16 protein-coding genes are annotated in these 19157 nt (G+C 58.6%); 5 read left to right on the top strand and 11 right to left on the bottom strand.

The features are described 5' to 3' along the window. Window positions 1–414: 414 nt before the first annotated feature. Together DW850_RS09120 and glf are read right to left on the bottom strand one after the other, a co-directional pair. A complete protein-coding gene (locus DW850_RS09120; RefSeq protein WP_117786879.1) occupies window positions 415–1446 on the bottom strand; it encodes a glycosyltransferase family 2 protein in 1032 nt (343 codons plus the stop codon). After that, window positions 1439–2641, bottom strand: coding sequence for a UDP-galactopyranose mutase (gene glf / locus DW850_RS09115; RefSeq protein WP_117583930.1), 1203 nt, complete (start codon window positions 2639–2641; stop codon window positions 1439–1441). Before glf ends, DW850_RS09120 begins: the two co-directional genes overlap by 8 nt. 231 nt (window positions 2642–2872) lie before the next feature. Here glf and pta point away from each other — a divergent pair, with 231 nt between their 5' ends. Further along, window positions 2873–3853 (top strand): phosphate acetyltransferase, encoded by a 981-nt coding sequence (gene pta, locus DW850_RS09110; protein WP_089573084.1) that lies wholly within the window; start codon window positions 2873–2875, stop codon window positions 3851–3853. 359 nt (window positions 3854–4212) lie between these two features. Further along, window positions 4213–5403, top strand: a complete 1191-nt coding sequence (locus DW850_RS09105) for an IS256 family transposase (protein WP_117786878.1) — start codon at window positions 4213–4215, stop codon at window positions 5401–5403. Between the two features lie 186 nt (window positions 5404–5589). Here DW850_RS09105 and DW850_RS09100 read toward each other — a convergent pair whose 3' ends face one another. From DW850_RS09100 to rnd, 9 genes are all read right to left on the bottom strand, one after another. Beyond that, on the bottom strand, window positions 5590–6768 hold the full coding sequence (locus DW850_RS09100; protein WP_117786877.1) for an acetate/propionate family kinase: 1179 nt from the start codon (window positions 6766–6768) through the stop codon (window positions 5590–5592). A 164-nt stretch (window positions 6769–6932) separates the two neighbouring features. Next, entirely contained in the window at window positions 6933–8111 is a 1179-nt protein-coding gene (locus tag DW850_RS09095) for an acetate/propionate family kinase (protein ID WP_006234305.1), read from the bottom strand. Between the two features lie 120 nt (window positions 8112–8231). Then, complete coding sequence (locus DW850_RS09090) at window positions 8232–9392, bottom strand: MFS transporter (protein ID WP_117786876.1); 1161 nt, start codon at window positions 9390–9392, stop codon at window positions 8232–8234. Window positions 9393–9511: 119 nt separating this feature from the next. After that, window positions 9512–10402, bottom strand: a complete 891-nt coding sequence (locus DW850_RS09085; protein ID WP_117786875.1) for a LysR family transcriptional regulator — start codon at window positions 10400–10402, stop codon at window positions 9512–9514. 41 nt (window positions 10403–10443) lie between these two features. After that, a complete protein-coding gene (locus DW850_RS09080) occupies window positions 10444–10779 on the bottom strand; it encodes a histidine triad nucleotide-binding protein (RefSeq protein WP_035137921.1) in 336 nt (111 codons plus the stop codon). Window positions 10780–10828: 49 nt separating this feature from the next. Continuing rightward, window positions 10829–11095 carry an exodeoxyribonuclease VII small subunit gene (xseB, locus tag DW850_RS09075; RefSeq protein ID WP_006234311.1) on the bottom strand — a complete coding sequence of 89 codons (267 nt, stop codon included), beginning with the start codon at window positions 11093–11095 and terminating at the stop codon, window positions 10829–10831. 42 nt (window positions 11096–11137) lie between these two features. Continuing rightward, on the bottom strand, window positions 11138–12589 hold the full coding sequence (gene xseA, locus DW850_RS09070; protein WP_334203746.1) for an exodeoxyribonuclease VII large subunit: 1452 nt from the start codon (window positions 12587–12589) through the stop codon (window positions 11138–11140). 115 nt (window positions 12590–12704) lie between these two features. Then, window positions 12705–13409, bottom strand: coding sequence for a zinc metallopeptidase (locus DW850_RS09065; protein ID WP_117655317.1), 705 nt, complete (start codon window positions 13407–13409; stop codon window positions 12705–12707). Between the two features lie 64 nt (window positions 13410–13473). Then, a complete protein-coding gene (rnd, locus tag DW850_RS09060; RefSeq protein WP_006234315.1) occupies window positions 13474–14607 on the bottom strand; it encodes a ribonuclease D in 1134 nt (377 codons plus the stop codon). A gap of 98 nt (window positions 14608–14705) precedes the next feature. Here rnd and DW850_RS09055 point away from each other — a divergent pair, with 98 nt between their 5' ends. From DW850_RS09055 to DW850_RS09045, 3 genes are all read left to right on the top strand, one after another. Next, a complete protein-coding gene (locus DW850_RS09055) occupies window positions 14706–15623 on the top strand; it encodes a diacylglycerol kinase family protein (protein ID WP_117773928.1) in 918 nt (305 codons plus the stop codon). A 408-nt stretch (window positions 15624–16031) separates the two neighbouring features. After that, the gene (locus tag DW850_RS09050; protein WP_117786874.1) at window positions 16032–17975 is read left to right on the top strand and encodes a C69 family dipeptidase; all 1944 of its coding nucleotides are present in this window, start codon (window positions 16032–16034) and stop codon (window positions 17973–17975) included. 400 nt (window positions 17976–18375) lie between these two features. Then, window positions 18376–18948: a hypothetical protein gene (locus tag DW850_RS09045; protein ID WP_117786873.1), complete on the top strand. Its 573-nt coding sequence runs from the start codon at window positions 18376–18378 to the stop codon at window positions 18946–18948. Window positions 18949–19157 lie beyond the last annotated feature (209 nt).

Here is a 19157-nt window from a genome sequence, read left to right as displayed (position 1 = left end):
CAAAACCTCCCACGGCATCCCCGGCGCCGCTAAGTAGTCTCGCTCGACCGTCGGTCGGAGACGGGCGGGCATTACGTTTGCTGCTCTACAGTCCTATGCAAGACGAAGGCCACATTAAGTGGCCTTCTTTGCATGCGGAACTCGCGACAAACGTAATGCCCGCCCGTCTCCGACCGACTACCAACCAAATTCTTTTCAGCCCAGGCCCCTGTGTACCGCGCGTCTAAGATCTTCAAATTCAAATAATCTGACAATCGATTCTTATAGCAGAGGCCCCTTGGCCTTTAGTTTGATACAAGTTCCGCACGAGCCGGAAAGCACTTAATGTGCTTTCCGTGCGAGACAGGACTGTTCGCAGTAGCAAACTAAAGGCCAAGGGGCCCAGTCAACCTAACAGAAGCGATTACTCTGCAGTTAGTTGAATTTGAAGATCTTTGAGGCAAGACGGTATAGGCCGATCGTGGTTTTGTCTCCGGCACGACCGCGGAGGTTGGTGAAGAAGCCGACCACACCGTAACGTGCACGACGATACATACGCTCGTCATAGGCCTTCAAATCATTCCACAGCGTCTTTAGGCGCTCGTCGGCGCAATCTTCCTCGGAAAGCTTGGTGAGCACCGAGCAGATCGCCATCATCATAGTGAAATAACCCATCATGTACGAACGCAGACGCGACGACTCGACATCGCTGTACAGGTGGTACGACTCCATCATGATGCGCGTCACACGGAACTGCTGATCGAGACGCTTGACCATCGTGGCCTCGTTGACACTCTGGCCCTCGCGACCGATAAAGTAGCGATAGAGGTCGATGTCGGCGTAGTACATGGTCTTGCAACGCGGCAGCGGCACGTAGGCGTAGATGTTGTCCACATAGAACGTGTGCGGCGGCATGGGAAGGTTGGACTCGCGCAGCACATCCGTGCGATAGCACAGGCTGTGCATGAGCAGATTCTGGTCCAGGCGGAAATGGCCAATCTGGTCCCAGGTAAAGATCTTTTTTCGAGGCAAGGCAAACTTGTAACCAATGGCCGTATGCGTACCCTCGTAAACCTTCTCGTACACGTAGTTCGAGATAAACAGGTCAACGCGCTGGTCGCGCTCTTCAAAGCCGCGCAGAATCGACAGCATGGTCGAAAGGGCAGCGCCGTCAAGCCAGTCGTCCGAGTCGACAACCTTGTAGTAGGTGCCCTGCGCCTCGCGCAGACCCGAAAGGACGGCAATACCGTGGCCGCCATTCTCCTGGTGCACCGCGCGGATGATTCCAGGATAACGGGCCTCCCACTCGTCGGCCTTGGCGGCCGTCTCATCCTTGGAGCCGTCGTCCACCACGATAATCTCGATATCGGTGGCATAATTGCTCCCCTCCAAGATGGAGGTAATGCAATGGTCCATGTCCTTAGCGGCGTTATACGAGGGAATACCGAATGTTATGACTTTATGCATGGCAGGCGATAATCTCATCCGAAAGATCGAGGGCGGAATTGGTCACGGCATCCATATCGTAGTAACGATACTCGGCCAGACGACCCACCGGGTGGAAGTTTGTCAGGTTCTGGACGCGCTCAAGATAGCGCTCATAGAGCTCACGGTTCTCGGGCTCAAGAATGGCGTAATACGGCGTCTCGCCCGAGCCGGGCGTATAGGCCTTGGAGTACTCCTTCATGATGGTGGTCTTGCCGGGCAGAACCTGACCGGTCATGTTCTTGAACTCGGTAATGCGCGTGTAATCCTCGCTCGTGGTGTAGTTGACGGTACCCACGGGCTGGAACTGATCCATATCGAGCGTCTCGAACTTCATGTCGAGCGTGCGGTACGGCAGCGCGCCCAGGTCGAGGTTGAACAGCTCATCGAGCGGACCGGTATAGACGATCTCGCCGCCGTAGACCTTGCCGTCGACCTTGACGGTTGTCTCGTCGATCTCGAAGAGATCGCGAGCATCCACGTCGCAGAACACATCAATCAGGTCGTGGTCGAGCATGTGCTCAAACAGCGCCGTGTAGCCATCCTGCGGCATACCCTGGAAGGGGGCCTGCGGGAAGTAGCGGTCATCGTCGCCCACAAAGACGGGAACGCGGCCGGTGATCGAGGGATCGATCTGGTCGGGCGTCTGGCCCCACTGCTTCATGGTGTAATGCAAAAAGACGTTCTCGTAGACGTAATCAGCGACCTCGGCCAAGTCGGGGTCGTTCTTCTTACGCAGCTCCATAATGGGCACCTTGACATCCTTGCCAAAGGTCTCCACGAGCTTCTGATACAGCTCCTCGCCGCGCTCGTCACCAAAGGCGAGCTTGAGACTCGCGTGGTTGAAGGGCACGGGCATAAGGGTGCCGTTGATGTTGGCGAGCACCTTGTGCTGATAATCCGTCCACTTGGTAAAGCGCGACAGGAAATTGTGCACGCGCTCGTTAAAGGTGTGATAGATATGCGGACCGTACTCGTGGATCAGGATTCCGGCCTCGTCAGTGCAGTCATAGGCATTGCCCGCAATGTGGCTACGGCGCTCCAAAACGGCAACACGATAGCCGATGGTCTCGGCAAGACGGCGGGCGCAAACGGCACCGGCATATCCAGCACCGACGACAATCATGTCGTACGCGCCGGCGTTAAAGCCTTCAGGCAGGCCTGAGGTAATCTGCATCGATACTCCTTGTCAAAAGCCACGGGCTCGTTAGCTGGGCTTTTCTCGAACATTCTTCGAGACATATTTATCAGAGCGATTATAGCGCTAATGCGTCCTATAATGAGCTTGCCACACAAGGAAAGCTCAAGCACCGCGGCGTACATAATTGAAAGGTAAACCCGCTAGCAGCGGGTTTATTCGTGAACAGCCGGGCGCCTGGAGCTTAGCGAAACGCTTGCAAGGAGTAACATGAGCGATTTCCTAAACCGTATGAAGTCTGCCGCCAAGGCCGACCTTAAGACCATCGTCCTGCCCGAGGGCGAGGATCCGCGCACCATCGTCGCGGCCAACAAGATCATCGAGGAAGGCCTGGCCAACATCGTCATCCTGGGCGATCCCAACGAGATCAACGTTCCCGGCGCCACCGTCATCGACCCGCGCAATGCCGAGAAGCACGAGGAGTACGCACAGAAGTTTGCCGAGCTCCGCGCCAAGAAGGGCGTTACCATCGAGCAGGCTCGCGCCCAGGTGATGGACGCCACCTACTTTGGCACCATGATGGTCAAGATGGGCGACGCCGACGGCCTGGTCTCCGGCGCCTGCCACTCCACCGCCGACACCCTGCGCCCCGCGCTGCAGATCCTCAAGACCGCCCCGGGCACCAAGCTGGTCTCGGCCTTCTTCGTGATGTGCACCGACACCCCGCAGTTCGGCACCGACGGCACGCTGATCTTCGCCGACTGCGGCCTCAACATCAACCCGTCCTCCGACGAGCTCTCCGAGATCGCCATCGCCTCCGCTCACTCCTGGTCCACCTTCATGGGCAACGTTGAGCCGCACGTGGCCATGCTCTCCTACTCCACCATGGGCTCCGCCGGCGGCGAGGTCGCCAAGAAGGTCCAGGAGGCCGTGAAGTTCTGCAAGGAGAAGGCTCCTGAGCTCGCCATCGACGGCGACCTGCAGCTCGATGCCGCTATCGTCCCCACCGTCGCCCAGCTCAAGGCTCCCGGCTCCTCCGTTGCCGGCAAGGCCAACGTGCTCGTGTTCCCCGACCTCGAGGCCGGCAACATCGGCTACAAGCTGGTTCAGCGCTTCGCTGGCGCCGACGCTTACGGCCCCATCCTGCAGGGCATCGCCAAGCCGGTTAACGACCTTTCGCGCGGCTGCTCTGCCGACGACATCGTGGGTGTCGTGGCCATCACCGCCGTCCAGGCTCAGATGGCTGAGTAGCGGACGCACTCGCCCGAAGGCCGTACGGGCTAACCCCTGAAAACGTCCTCGACCAATGAAACGCCCCCGTTCCGCTCCTTCGGAGCTACGAACGGGGGCGTTTCTGGTCTGCGGAATGTTTTCATGGGTTAGCCCGTACGGCCTTCTACTGCTACGAAGCATTCAGAGCATCTGGAGTGGGCGGCGGCTTGGCTACGAGCTGGGGCTGAGGATCTGAATGCATGGGCAACGTTGCTGAGGGCGTGGTGACGCATAATTTCTTTCGCAAATTGACAACCGCATAGCGGAACACGGCCCGCGCCCCGTCATATGATTTCTAGCGGCTAAACAACAAATCAACGACGAAAGGGGCACGGGCCGTGTCTGCGAACATCGTAACAGTCGACGAGGAGTCGCTGCGCAAGGACATAAAGAATCTGGTGAGGAAGACCGTCGAGGAGACGCTCAACGCGCTGCTCGACGAGGAGGCGTCCGAGCTCGTAGGGGCCGGGCGCTACGAGAGGACGGCAGGCCGGGAGGCATACCGCAGCGGCCACTACGCGAGAAAGCTCGTCACCGGGGCAGGAGAGGTCGAGCTCAACGTGCCGAAGCTGCGCGGCGCGACCTTCCAGACGGCCGTTATCGAGCGCTACCGCAGGCGCGAGACTTCGGTCGAGGAGGCCATCGTCGAGATGTACCTCGCGGGCGTCTCGACCAGGAGAATCGAGGACGTCTCCGAACTCCTCTGGGGAGCGCCCGTGTCCTCCGGCACCGTCTCCAACCTCAACGAGAAGGCGTTCGCGTCCATCGAGGCCTGGCGCCAGAGGCCGCTCGAGGGCGATTACCCTTACGTTTTCGTCGACGGCATCTACCTCAAGCGCAGCTGGGGAGGGTCCTACGAGAACGTGGCCGTTCTGGTGGCCATCGGCGTCAACTCCACCGGCGACCGGGAGGTCATCGGCTGCGCGGAGGGCTACACCGAGTCGGCGGACTCGTGGCGCGAGTTCTTCTCGTGGCTCAGGGGGCGCGGGCTCTCCGGCGTGCGGCTCGTCACCGGCGACAAGTGCGCGGGGATGCTCGGTGCGCTCGAGGAGGTGTTCCCCGGGGCACGCTACCAGCGCTGCACGGTCCACTTCTACCGAAACGTGTTGGGAAGGGTGCCCGTGACCAGGAGGAAGGCCGTGGCGCGCATGCTGAAGGCGATTCACGCGCAGGAATCGCGCGAGGCGTGCTCGAGGAAGGCGGCGGAGGTGGCGGACGAGCTGGACGGGATGAGGCTCGGCGCGGCCGCGAGGACGGTGCGCGACGGCTTCTCCGAGACTCTCGCCTACACGGACTTCCCGCCGGAGCACTGGCGCAGAACCCGGACCAATAACGGTATCGAGCGCATCAACCGCGAGATCAGGCGGAGGACGAGAGTCGTAGGGACCTTCCCGGACGGCAACTCGGCCCTGATGCTGGTGACGGCGAGGCTGAAGTACATCGTGGAGCACGAATGGGGCAAGAGGAGGTACCTGGACATGTCGAAGCTGGAGGAGATGGACGAGCTGAGCAAGAAGGCGGAGGGCTAGAGCAAGGCGGGGCCGAGGCCGCCTCGATCAATTTGCGAAAGAATCTTGACGGTACCGAGGGCGTATGTGTTTGGAATCGATCACTTTGGATCTGAGCGGCAAAGCTTGGGTCGTCGTCCTTCTGCCAACAAAAAGGCCTCCGGAGCCGTTTGCTCTGGAGGCCTTTCATTCAATTGCAAATGAGCGCTAGTTGTTCTTGGTCAGACGCTCGACGTCGTGGGCGATCATGTATTCCTCGTCGGTGGGGATGACCATGACCGTGACGGCGGAACCGGCGGCGCTGATGACCTGCGGGCCGTTACCCACGGCCTCGCGGTTCTTGTTGTTGTCGATGCGCACGCCCAGCCACTCGAAGCAGTCGCAGAAAGCCTTGCGGATCGACCAGTCGTTCTCGCCGATGCCGGCGGTAAAGGTGATGGTGTCCACGCCCGCCATAGAAGCGATCATGGAGCCGGCCTGCTGCATGGCCTTGTAGGCGAACATATCGAAGGCGAGCAGGCAGCGCTCGTCGCCCTCGGAGGCGCGCGTACGGATGTCACGGGCGTCGTTGGAGATGCCAGAGATGGCAAGCAGACCAGACTGCTTGTTCATCATGTCATCGACTTCCTGGTAGCTGTAGCCGCCCTCGCGCTGCAGGTAGCACACGGTAGCCGGGTCAATGGAACCACAACGGGTGCCCATCATCAGGCCGTCGAGCGGCGTGAGGCCCATCGTGGTATCGCGGCACACGCCGTCCTCAATGGCGGCGAGCGAAGCGCCGTTGCCCAGATGACACGAAAGCAGACGGTGGCAGCGCGAACCCAGGATCTCCTTGGCCATCATCCATTCATAGCGGTGGCTTGTGCCGTGGGCGCCGTACTTGCGCACGTGATACTTGTCACACACGCCCTTGGGCAGGGCGTAGGTGTAGGCGACCTCGGGCATAGTCATGTGGAACGAGGTGTCGAAGACGGCCACGTTGGGCAGCTCCGGATACTTCTCGCGACAATACTCGATTGCCGCCGCCTCGCCGTAGTTGTGCAGCGGAGCAAGCGGTGCCACCTCGAGGATCTTAGCCATGACCTCATCGTCGACGACCGCGGAATCATCGAAGTACCAGCCACCCTGAACGATACGGTGGCCGATGCCATCGATCGTAAAGTCGGTCTTCTCGAGCTCCTCGAGCACACGTGCGATAGCCGAACGGTGATCCGGGAAGGGAACCTCCTCGGTTTGCTTGGCGCCACCGTTCTCGGAGTGGCCAAAGATGCCCATGTCCGAACCGATACGTTCGCAGTTGCCCTTGGCGAAAACCTCGCGGGTATCGGTATCCAAAAGCTGATATTTAAGGCTTGAGCTACCGGCGTTGACAACAAGTACGTTCATGAGACTCCTTCGTGATTACAGTACGGTCGGCAAACCCATAAGGCGGCCGTATCCTTAATAAGAAGTTATCAGAATTCGATAAATATCTATCAAACTCTTCGCCCAAAGAGCGTAAAAGGGGGCTGAACGGCACAAGGCCATCCAGTCCCCTCCCCTTGTATCAATTACTTGCCGTTGACGATGCGCTCGACGTCGGAAGCGATCATGAACTCCTCGTCCGTGGGGATGACGAAAATCTTGACCTTGGAATCCTTGGCAGACAGGCACCAAGCGCCGTCACCACGCAGGGCGTTGCGGGCATGATCCATCTTGACGCCCATAAAGGCCAGGCGGTCGGCAACGCCGGCGCGGACGGCCGGAGCGTGCTCGCCGATGCCGGCGGTAAAGACCAGGGTGTCCATACCGCACATAGAAGTGGCCATCTCGGCAGCCTTGGCGGCAATCTTGTAGACGAACATATCGAAGGCGAGCTGAGCCTCGGGGTCGCCAGCGGCAGCGAGCTCCTCGACATTGCGGCAGTCGTTGGTCTTGCCACCGGTCACAGCCAAAAGGCCGGACTTCTTGTTCATCATCTCGTCGACCTCGTCGAAGGTGTAGCCGCCCTCGCGCTGCAGGTAGCACACGGTAGCCGGGTCGATGGAGCCGCAGCGGGTGCCCATCATAACGCCGTCGAGCGGCGTCAAGCCCATGGTGGTGTCCATGCACTTGCCGTCCTCGATGGCGCACAGGGAAGCGCCGGAGCCGATATGGCACACGACGACCTTGCGGGCCTCGCCGTTGGTCATCTCGGCGACCTTCTTGGAGATGTAGCGGTAGCTGGTGCCGTGGGCGCCGTACTTACGGATGTGCAGCTTGTCGCAGACGTCCTTGGGCAGGGCGTAAGTCTTGGCGACCTCGGGCATGTTGAAGTGGAAAGCGGTGTCGTAAACCGTGACGTTGGGCAGGTCGGGATACTGCTCGAGGCAGTACTCGATAACGTTGGCCTCGGGGTTATTGTGCAGCGGGGCGAGCGGAGCAACCTCGCGGATCTTGGCGAGGACGTCCTCGTCGACGAGGGAGGAATCACCGAAGTACCAACCGCCCTGAACGATACGGTGGCCGATACCCTCGATCTTGACGCCGTTGGCCTCGAGGTCCTTCAGGACGACCTCGATGGCGACCTTGTGGTCGGGAAACTCGATGTTCTCGGTCACCTTCTTGGAGCCGTTGGCAGCGTGGGTGAAGGTACCGCCGGTAAAACAGACGCGCTCGCAGGAGCCCTTTGCGGACACCTTGTGGGACTTGGTATCGATGACCTGATACTTAAGGGTCGAAGATCCTGCGTTGACGACCAGAACGTTCATGTGTCTCCCTACTAACAGGCGGTGTGGCGCCGCCAGGTTACATACGCATCAATAATAAACCCAAACGCCCTCGCGCTCGGGTTTATTGCGTTGATATATAAGTTATCGGTGCCCAAATACTCATGACCTTTGGCTTGTAAGACGAAAGAGCGCGGGGATATACACAAGGGAAGAAATCCCGAGCGCGACAAGCAATACGACTCGAATGCCCGCGATGCTGCTCAACACAGCATTGAACAGATAGAAAAGGATGGCGCCCACCGCCACCATCTGGTTTTGAACCGAAATCAGTGAACAGCGCATCGATGAATCGGCTGCCTTTTGAAAAAATGAGTATTTAATTGGAGCAAATAACGAGTACGCAACCGTCTGCAGCGCATAGAACACGGGCAGCAAATTAGCCGGAGTAAGGGGAATCAAAAACAAAGCTGTCAGGAAAAGGCGCACGATGCCGCAAATACGCGCAAAGCGGCCCTTGTCGACATGAGCAATCGCACAGGGCACAATAAGTCCCATGGAGGCCGAGGCAAGGAGCTGGACCGCAATGGTGACACCCGAAGCGACGGCATTCATTCCGCGACCCGCAAGCAGCAGTGAGAAAAAGTCTTCCAGGGCGACAAAAGCAAATGCCTGAGAACAGTCCATGATGAACGCTGAACGAAGAATGCCATTACCCGCAATAGCGGTACCGATCATCTTCGGGCTAATCCCATGTTCAGGTGTCGTCGCAGTGCCCCCTCTTCGCATTTCAGGAATGCAGACAACGACAACCAACGTCAACACCATTGCGATGATATCTGCCGAAAGACCAATGAGATATGCACCGACGGACGAAATGAAACCGCCCACGCAAGCGGAGATGGCATAAGAGGCATAGAAAACAAATCGCTCAACGACATTAAGTCTTACGAGCTGGTCCTGAGAGACGCTGTCAATGTAAATCGCTTCGATGGATCCGCTCACACACGCAACGGCAAAACCCTTGAGAGCGAACGCACCGATTAAAAGCAGGGGAGAACGGACGAGAAGCAGGGCGGCGTAGTATCCAAGCATTCCCACGACGCCAACGAGACCGCTTGTCTTTCGTCCAAACCTATCAGCAATATAGCCAGTGGGAACTTCAAGGATGAACTTGCTCACTTGATATGCAATCATCATGCTAGAAATCGATACCATCGAAAGTCCGACGAACTCAAGGTAGACAGTTAGAAAATACAAGATGGTGCTGAAGTTCGACAGAAAAACGAACGTCATATAAAGCAAAACCGTACGGTTTTTCATGCTCCACCCTCCAAGAGTCAGCAATCTAAATCGGAATCTTGGAAAAACATGAGGGCAAAGCTGTCAGCTATGTGTTACAAGGCGTCAATAATCACTTGATGCCTCGAAGCCAATTAATCTCACGAAGCAAGATGACGCAATAGGTGCAGAAAAACCGTCTGGCGTCGATCAGTCCAGGCATTTTGTCGATAGCAAAAGTAGATGGGCAAGGCTACGTCACGCGAACCTTCAATGGAGCACTCGCTCACTTCCAATACATCTGATGCGAGAGAAGAGCCAGAAAAACTCAATATCAATCCCCCGGCTTGAAGAAACTCAGTCTGCGCCCTGTTTCCGTATTCAACATCACGGAAGCGAAAATTGACGAGCTGGGCTTCGGGACATTGATTGATTGCATTGAGACAGGGTGACAAATTAATGGGAACAGCGAGCCTGCCGCCCAGTAACTCGCGAATGGTCATGGCGCCCACAGATTGATGACCCGCTGGGCATGAAAGAACCTTGAGCTCCTTTTCACCCAAGTATTTCGAAGAAAGGACACTGTCCCTTGGTTCCTCAAATGAGATGGCCGCATCCGAAATACCAAGCACAAGTGATTCAAAGCATGTAGCCGTTGGCTGATGCCACACATCAAGGTGAATCTGAGGATGCGAGCGTTCAAACGAGTCATACCAGTTTTCGGCAAAAAGGCGCCCCCGCCCATGAAGGCAGGGGGCGTAAAGACGAAAGTGGCCATCGGGCGAAACGCCGTCGCTCCCCGATTGAGCGTACTTTTTGAGATCGTCGACTTGTGCCAGGATCACGCGTGCACGACGCGCAAATTCTCTGCCCGCCGAAGACAAAACAGCCTCCCCCGCCGATCGGTTGAGCAAAACAATCTGATACTCAGATTCCAACTTTTTGATTGCCGACGAAACAGCCTGCGGACTCACATGAACGGCGCGAGCTGCTTTGCGCACGCCGCCATAGTTCGCTACCGCTTGAAGGTATTCGAGTTGAGAAAGCTGCATAGATTACTCCAAAGGCAGCCAAGTCGACGGGCTACGCGCCCTCAGATGAGGTTCTCGCCCAGGTTTTTGCCGCCGAGGACGTGCATATGGAAGTGCATGACGGTCTGGCCGGCGTTGACACCCTTGTTGGAAATGACGCGGAAACCGTCCTCCAGTCCCTTGGCCTTGGCGACCTCCTGGATGGCGTGAGCCATGGCGCCCATGGTCTCGGCAGGCACGTTGTCGGCGATGTCGCTGTAGTGCTTCTTGGGGATCACGAGCGTGTGGACCGGCGCCTGCGGGTTGAGGTCGTCGAAGGCGATGACCTGGTCGTCCTCATAGACAACGGTCGAGGGGATCTCGTGGTTGGCAATTTTACAGAAGATGCAATCGCACATAGCTGGTTCCTTTCTTACAGACCAAGGTAATTATATTTGGTCGAGATGCTTAGAACGAAAGGTTATCATCGGTGTTGGCGGCCTCGCCGTCGGCGAGCACGTCGTTGCCGTCGACGTCCTTAAGGAGCACCGAGACCTTCTGCTCGGCATCGGACAGGCGGGTGCGCAGGCTTTTGAGGAGCTCGACGCCGCGGGTGTAGCTCTCGAGCGACTCCTCAAGCTCCATATCGCCCGACTCCAGGCTGCGGATGATGAGCTCCAGCTCCTGCGAGGCCTGCTTGTACGTAAGCTGCTCGACCGGGGTCTTCTCTGCCATATCTGTTTCCTTTCCTAAGGGTCTATCACTGCGAAACGCGGTCTACTCGACCGTATCGACCGTTGCTGCCACGTTGCCGTCTGCCATGCGCACGCGAATGGCGTCGCCAGGCTTAAAGGTCTTGGCACTCGTAGCCACACCATCATCGCTGTACGCGATGGAATAGCCGCGAGCAAGCACTTTGAGCGGCGACAGGGCATCGAGCGACGCTGCCGCACGGCTCAGGTCGGACGCTGGCTTGCTGAGCATCGTGCGCCCTTGATGCTCTAGGCGGGAACTCGCAAGCGTGAGCGCATGGCGCTTACCATCGAGCCCCGAGGTGCTTGTAATCAGACGCTCGGGCAAGCGCTCAAAGTTGGAGCGGAATGTCCCGACCGAGCGTACTATGGCGCCCGACAGGCGATCGGCAGTCAGCGCAAGCTCCGATTCGCGACGCTCGACCATAAATGTGGGGTCGTTGAGGCACGGGCGACACGCAGCGGCATCGAGCGCATCACCCAAGCGAGCCGTATAGGTATCCCAGGCACGGCGACCGCGCTGATCGAGCATCTCCAGGTCGACCTGGGCCGACCCAATCATCGATGCCATCGCGGCACCCAGACGCTGATGGCGCGCCTCGAGCACATCGGCCAACTCCGTCATAGCCGGCGCCACCGATTCTGCCGCCGCCGTGGGCGTGGAGGCGCGTCGGTCGCTCACCATGTCGCAAATCGAGGTATCGGGCTCATGGCCAATGCCGGTCACCACGGGCACAGGACAAGCCGCCACCGCGCGGGCAAGCTCCTCGTCATTAAAGGTCATGAGGTCCTCAAAGGAGCCGCCGCCGCGCACCAGCAAAATACAGTCGGGCGCCGGCGTAATGGAAGCGGCGCGGCGCAAGCCATCAATGAGCTCGGCCGGCGCACCCTCGCCTTGAACCTTGGCGCCCACGCAGACAAGCTCGACGAGCGGGTTGCGACGGCGCAGCGTACGCTTGACGTCGTCGATTACCGCACCGGAAAGCGAGGTGACGACCGCCACGCGTGAGCAAAACACCGGGATGCGGCGTTTGCGGGACTCGTCCATCAGTCCCTCGCGGCGTAGCTTTTCGGCCAACTGCGCCACCTGTTGACGCAGCAGACCCTCCCCCGCCAGCGAAAACGAGCGAGCGACAAAGCTCATGCGGCCCGTGGCCTTATAGAGATTGAAGCTGCCCTTAAAGCTCACCTGCATGCCGTCACGCAGATCGAAGGTACGCTTGAGATAGGCGCCCTTCCAGATGATGCAGTCGACGGCGGCCGAGTCGTCTTTAATCTGGAAGTAGCAGTGGCCGCTTCGGGCATTGGGACCACGGAAACCCGTGACCTCGCCCAGGACGGTCAGTTGCGGAATAGCATCGAGCGCACCGGCGGCGATCTCTACCGCCTGGCTCACGCTGAGCTCTTTACGCTCTTGCTCGTCCGAACCGTCGAACTCGGCGGAAACGCTATTGCCGGTTAGATTCCAGCCTGCCACGCAGCCTCCTTTCGTCATCGTGCACAAAGGCTCTGGCCCTGCGCAAATTCAAGTCCAACACATAGTACAGCGCCGCGGGGACACAAATTCCCGCGGCGCCCAGCGACCCAATTTGTTATCGGTTGGAGTTTCTGTTGTAGCGAGCCATAAGATAGAGCAGCTGAATAATCGAGGTGAGCGCCGCAGCCACATAGGTAAGCGCGGCGGCCGTCAGCACCTTCTTGGCACCGTTGACCTGCTTGGAGCTCATACCCGACTGCTCAATATACGCCACGGCGCGCCGGCTAGCATCAATCTCGACCGGTAGCGTAACCAGTTGGAACAGCACGCTAAACGAGAAGAAGATCAGTGCGAGGGTCGTGAGTCCCGCGATGTTCATAAACAGGCCCATGAGCAGCACGATGGTCCAAGTGTTCTGGGTAAAGTTGACGACCGGCACGAGGGCGGTGCGTACCTTCATCATGGCATAGCCGCTTTGACGCTGCGCGGCATGGCCTGCCTCGTGACAAGCGACAGCAACGCTTGCGACCGAGCCGCCCGAACGGTTGGAATCCGACAGATACAGATTGTTGTCCTGCGGGTTGTAGTGGTCGGTAAGCTCACCAGCGACGCCCTTGATACCCACGGCATTGCAGCCGTTGGCGTCGAGCATGCGGCGAGCGACCGTGGCGCCCGTGTCGCCGTCCGAGCGAACCTTGGACCACGTCTTGTACGTCGAATTGATATAGCTCTGCGCGGCAAGGCCAAGCACCGTGCAGACAAGAACAACCAGCAGGTACAGCGGGTCGATACCAAAGCCGTATCCATAGTAATAGGGCATGCGAATTCCTCCGAATCGAGTTACACGTTGGAGGCATTCTACCCACTCAGCAGACTAGGCTTCCCTATAACAACTCAATCTTTCCGTCCTTCACGGTGAGTCCCATATTGCCGGAAAGCAGATCGTCCAGACGCGAGCCCACAAGCTCAAAACGCCAGCCTTCACGCAGGGGGCTCTGCTCGGGATGCTCAATGTAGTCGGCCAGGTCATCGCGCGAGGCAATAACCGAGGTCGCCACTCCCGAGCGTTCGGCAACCAGGCGGATGAGCGCATACATCAGGTCCGTCACGCTCTCCAGCTCCGGCGAGATCTGACGGTGCCCGCGCACCATGAGCGGCAGGCGATCGTGCGGGCAGCTCGCGCCGCGCTTGATGGCCATGAGCGCGCCGTCCACATCGCGCTCCCCCAACTGGTCGGTACCACGAATGCTACGGAACTCCTCAACGCGCACGGGATTGCGCTTAACGAGCGCAAGCAGCGTGTCGTCGGACATGACCCACTTGCGCGGGATGTTACGGCGCTCGGCGCGGTCCTCGCGCCAGGCGGCGAGCTCGCGCGCGATGCCCAACTGGTGACGGCTGCACGAATTGATGCGTTTGACCTTACGGAACGCCTCGTGGCGATCGGCGCGATAGTGCGACTCGTCAGCCAGCGGGCGCAGCTCGTCGAGCACCCAGTCCACGCGGCCCAGCTCGCGCAGGCGGCTCATCATCTCGGTATAGGCGACGATCAGGTACTTGACGTCATCGATCGCGTACTCGATCTGTTTGTCGGTCAGCGGGCGACGCGACCAGTCGGTCAGCGACTCGGTCTTGGGCAGCGAGACGCCGCAAAACGTCTGCACGAGCGCGCCGTAGGAAATCTGCTGGCGTTCGCCCAAAAAGGCGGCGGCCACCTGCGTGTCAAAAATCGGACGCGGCAGCACGCCCACGGTATGGAGCATAACCTCCATATCCTGCGAGCAGGCGTGGAAGACTTTGGTCACGCTCTCGTCGGCCATAAGCTCGGCCAGCGGCGACAGGTCGTCGATCACCAGAGGGTCGACCGCGACGCTCTCGGCAGGGGTGGCAATCTGAACCAAACACAGGCGCGGATGGAACGTGCGCTCGCGCAAAAACTCGGTATCGACGGCAATCGCGTCAAACTCACGGGCGCGCTGGCAAAAGTCGAGTAGAGCCTGATGTGTGGAAATGTACATATCAACCCATCGAATAAGGTTAGGCCCGAAAAACACGGGTAGGATAACGGCATTGTCTTACAACTATACTCGGTTAGTCACAGAACGGGAACGTAAGTATGCGCTGCCTTATCATCCACAACCCGGCATCGGGCCCCAGCTCAGATGAAATCTACGCATTCACGCACGCCCTCGCGCAGGGCGGCGACGAGGTCGTGATGCGTTTTATCGGCGATGGCATGGAACCCGAGGACGCCGTGGCAGACGTGCGCGAGTTTGATCGCGTGGTGATTTCGGGCGGCGACGGCACCGTCTCCAACGTGCTCGACCAGATGCGCGGATGCGGCGTCCCCACGCTCGTCTTCCCCTCCGGCACGGCCTGCCTGTTCTTCAACAACATCGGCAATGCCCCTGAGGCGGCGGCGCTTGCCAAGGCTTGCCGCGCCGGTCGCACGGTCAAAGTGGACATGGGCGAGCTCTTTTGGCTCGACGAGAACGGCAGAGAGAAGCGCCACGGCTTTATCATCATCGCCGGCTCGGGCTTCGACGCCGAGATCATGATGAAGGCCGCTCCCACCAAAAACGACATCGGCGAGATCGCCTACTTCCTCTCCGCTCTCGCCACGCCCAACCCCACGGTGGCGCACTTTACCATTGAGCACGACGGCATTGTCGAGGAGCTCGACGGCATCTGCTGCATGGCGGGCAATACCTCGGTCATTCAAAACGACATCAACCTGTTCCCCGACTGCCGCATGAACGATGGCATGGTCGATATTGCGGTCATCGAACCCGTGCGCACCGTTCAGCTGCTGCCTACTGTGATCACCGCTGCGCTTGACCCCGCCGGTAAGGTACTCGGGCGCCCACAGTTCAAGATCATCCAGACCAAGGAAGCCAAGATCACCTGCACCCCGTCACTGGGCATGCAGTTCGATGGCGAGATTATCTCCAGCAATTCGGGCGTCTTTGGAGCCCGCGCGCTTCCGCAATGCCTCGACCTCATCGTCGACGAATTCTCCCCGCTCGGAAAATAGGAGGACCCTATGAACGACAATCCCCTGATCGGCTTTATTGTCATCGTCTTGGCCATGCTCGTCGGTTACGCCATCAACGTGATTCACCGCCGAAAGAAGTAAATCCACATTGGTATGATATTCATCCAGTTATCGCCTCTCCCGCTGTTTATGCATTCGTCAAACAGCGGGGGATTTTCATTTCGGGCATTCCCAGCTACTTTATTCGGCTACAGTAATTACAGGGCGTCTTTATTAAAGTAAAGTTGCAAACTGAGTACGATTAACCGCTCATCGCATATTTCATCACGCTTATCGAGTAAGTTTCTTTCATAGATGAATATTGTTTCCAGTTCGTTACGCTAATGAGGTGTCTTTATTGGCTGAAGCCCTCTGGCGACAGAGGGCTTTCGCACGCTGGGAGGGAAAATGAGGAAAACTCGCCCCGTCAACGCGCTCAAGAAGCTTGGCATAGGCCTTGCATTTGGAGCTGCAACCATCATGTCCATGCCGACCTCTGCACTCGCTTGCACGCAGGTCTACATGGGCAAAAACCTTACGGCCGACGGCAACACGTACTACGGCCGTTCCGAGGACTATGGCCCGCGCTATCTTAAGCACTTTGGCATTGAGCCCTCTCACGGCCCGGGACATACGTACAGCTCGGACGAGTCTTCGTTCATGTACACCTCGACCAAGACCACGTATCGCTACACCTATGTACGCGACCATCCCTCGCAGTGGGATGAACGCTGGGATGCCTACTCTGAAGCAGGCATCAACGAGAAGGGCGTATCCTGCTCCGCCACGCTAAGCACCAGTATGAATGCAGATGCCGAGACAGCAGACCCCCTGACTAAAACCGGCATCGGCGAGTACAACTACGCCAGCGTCATCCTGGGCGAGAGCGCCACGGCCCGCGAGGGCGTCGAGCTCCTCGGCAGCCTGATTGACGAGCAGGGCGTCTGCTCCAACGACCAGATCATCATCGCCGACAACAACGAGACTTGGCTGTTTGCCGCACTTTCCGGCCACCAGTGGATCGCCATGAAGCTCGCCGATGACGTCGCCTCACTCAACCCCAACATCGGCGGACTCAATTACGATGTCAACCTTGATGACGCCGAGAACTGCCTCCACTCCGAGGGCATCCAGACCATGCCCGAGAAAAATGGCTTCGCCGAGTACACCGACGGCAAGTTCGACGTTGCCAAGACCTATGGCAAAAGCGTCGCCGATTCCGGCGTTCATCAGTGGACTCGCTATGTCCAGGGCCGCGATTACTTCATGGCCCCGTTGACCAAGGGTGCGGATTACGACATCGTCACGGTTAAACCGAAAAAAGGCCCCGACCAAACCGGAGCCATGGTCAGCGAGATCCAGCCCCTGTTCTTCCAGCCCGGCAAGTCCGACTGGAACACCTTTGAGATGATCCGTGCATTTGGCAACCGCGGCGAAAATGTCCCCGGCCTCAACGCCAACACCGACGGTGTCTACGCCATCGGCACCGAAAGAAGCACCGAGACCAACCTCTTCCAGATCCGTCAGGGCATGGACCCCGAGATCGCGACCATTCAGTGGGAGATGCTCTCCCGCGCCGCCTACTCCGTCGCTATTCCTCTGTACTCTGCACTGCTCACCGAGGTCAGCCCCTACTTCAGCAATCAGGATGTCTCCTACGATCACTGCGAAGAGACGGACATCGTGAACAACGAGGAGCCCGAGAACTCCATCAACTACGTCCTCATGGACATTAGTTCCCTCTGCTACGAGCACCGCGAGCAGCTCGGCACCGGCGTTCGCGCCTACCTCGACGCTCTTCAGAACGAGCTCATCGAACAGAACCTTGAGGTCGATGCTGCTATGCAGGCCGAGACCACCACTGAGGGCCGCACCGCCCTGGCAAACAAGGCCGGCAAGGCTGCCACTGAGAACACCTACGTCAAGTGCAAGGCCCTGCTCCAGGAGATGCGCGCTTATCTGAAGGCTGAGGATTTCAGCACGCCCTTCACCCCGAGCGACCTGAACACCGAGACCAACGGCCTCAAGGTGTCCATCACCTACGCCAAGGACGCTCTTGCCACCGACCCGGTAACCCCGGATCAGCCTGGCACCCCCGAGCAGCCTGGTACTCCTGAGCAGCCCGGTACCCCCGAGCAGCCCGCTAAGCCCGAGCAGCCCACCACCAAGCCCGAGAAGCCTGGCAAGTCCGACACCACGACCACAGTAACCACCAACAAGACGAACACCAAGGGCGGCCTGCCCACCACTGGCGATCGTTTTGATGGCCGCATGGTGGCCGCATTCGCCATCGCTGGCGTTGCCGTCATCTCCGCAGGCGGTTACTTCCTCTACCGTCGCAATAAGGAGTAACGTCTTAGCTGAGTGGGCAAGGCAGCAATGGCAGCCTCGCCCACTTAGCCCACTCTTTTGACCGGCGGGAAACCCGCCTGAAATCTTTTCAAAAAAGATTTCCCCGCGCATATTGCACTGTGCTATAGTGCAGCGCAACAGCAATCAGGTGCTACCGCGCCATGGCATCACGAAAGGAGCCACCGACATGAAGAACGCGATGACGTCTCTCAACAACTGGTGGTGGCGTGATGCGAATGCGATCGGTCGACGGTGAGTCCCTCACGCCTGTTTTTGCGCTCTAGGTGATTGGAAGGCCTCCGGTTTCGACCGGGGGCCTTTTTCTATCTCGAGCCCGATCGCATTCGCATCACGCGCCTCCGTTTTTTCTTGCACTCCCCTTTTTGAAAGGACTTTCACCATGTCTCAGAACACCACCGCCGCCCAGCCCCGTACCGTCCAGACCGCCGACCGCGGTAAGCTCGATATCCGTGCCCTTGTCCTGCTCGCCATCCTGCTTGCCGCCGGCTTCATCCTCAACTTCACCGTCGGCAAGGCCATCTCGGGCATCTCGGGCGGCATGATCAGCCCCGAGTTCATCATCTCGGCCTTCTGCCTCACCATCCTGGTCATTCGCCCCAACATTGGCCAGGCGCTCGTCATCGGCCTCATCTCGGCCGCCGTGATCCAGATCACCACCACCTCGCCGTTTGTCGATTTTGCCGCCGAGGGTATCGCCGCCATGCTCATGGCCGGCATCGTCAACGCCGCCGGCAAGAACGGTCAGGTCAAGCCTGCCGTTGCCATCGTCGCAACCTTCGTGACCACCTTCGTCTCGGGCGTCATCTTCATGGTTATCAAAATGGCCATGCTCGGCGTGGTGGGCGAGCTCGCCGCAGCCATGCTGCCCGTCATCGCCATGACCGCCGTCTTTAACGCCATCCTGGTCGGCGCCCTCTATCTGCCCATTCAGAAGGCCCTGAAGCTCAACTAACCTGCTCGGCTTTACGAGCCACCCCATCTTGGCGTTCATTCGTCGCTCGCGTACCCAAGTACGCTTCGCTCCTCTTTCGCGCCAACCTGGGGCCCCTCGTAAAGCCGTCTCCGTGCTCCACCGGCAAAGACTGTCCCAAACAGTTAACTCTTGGGGACGTTCTTAAACGACTAGTCATTAAAGAACGTCCATTACAGTCGAAATTGTCA

Origin of the sequence: Collinsella sp. AM36-4AA (assembly GCF_003467795.1) — a bacterium.
GTDB lineage: Bacteria > Actinomycetota > Coriobacteriia > Coriobacteriales > Coriobacteriaceae > Collinsella.
Note: the sequence above shows the minus strand (reverse complement) of the source record. Positions and strands in the feature narration are given on the sequence as shown.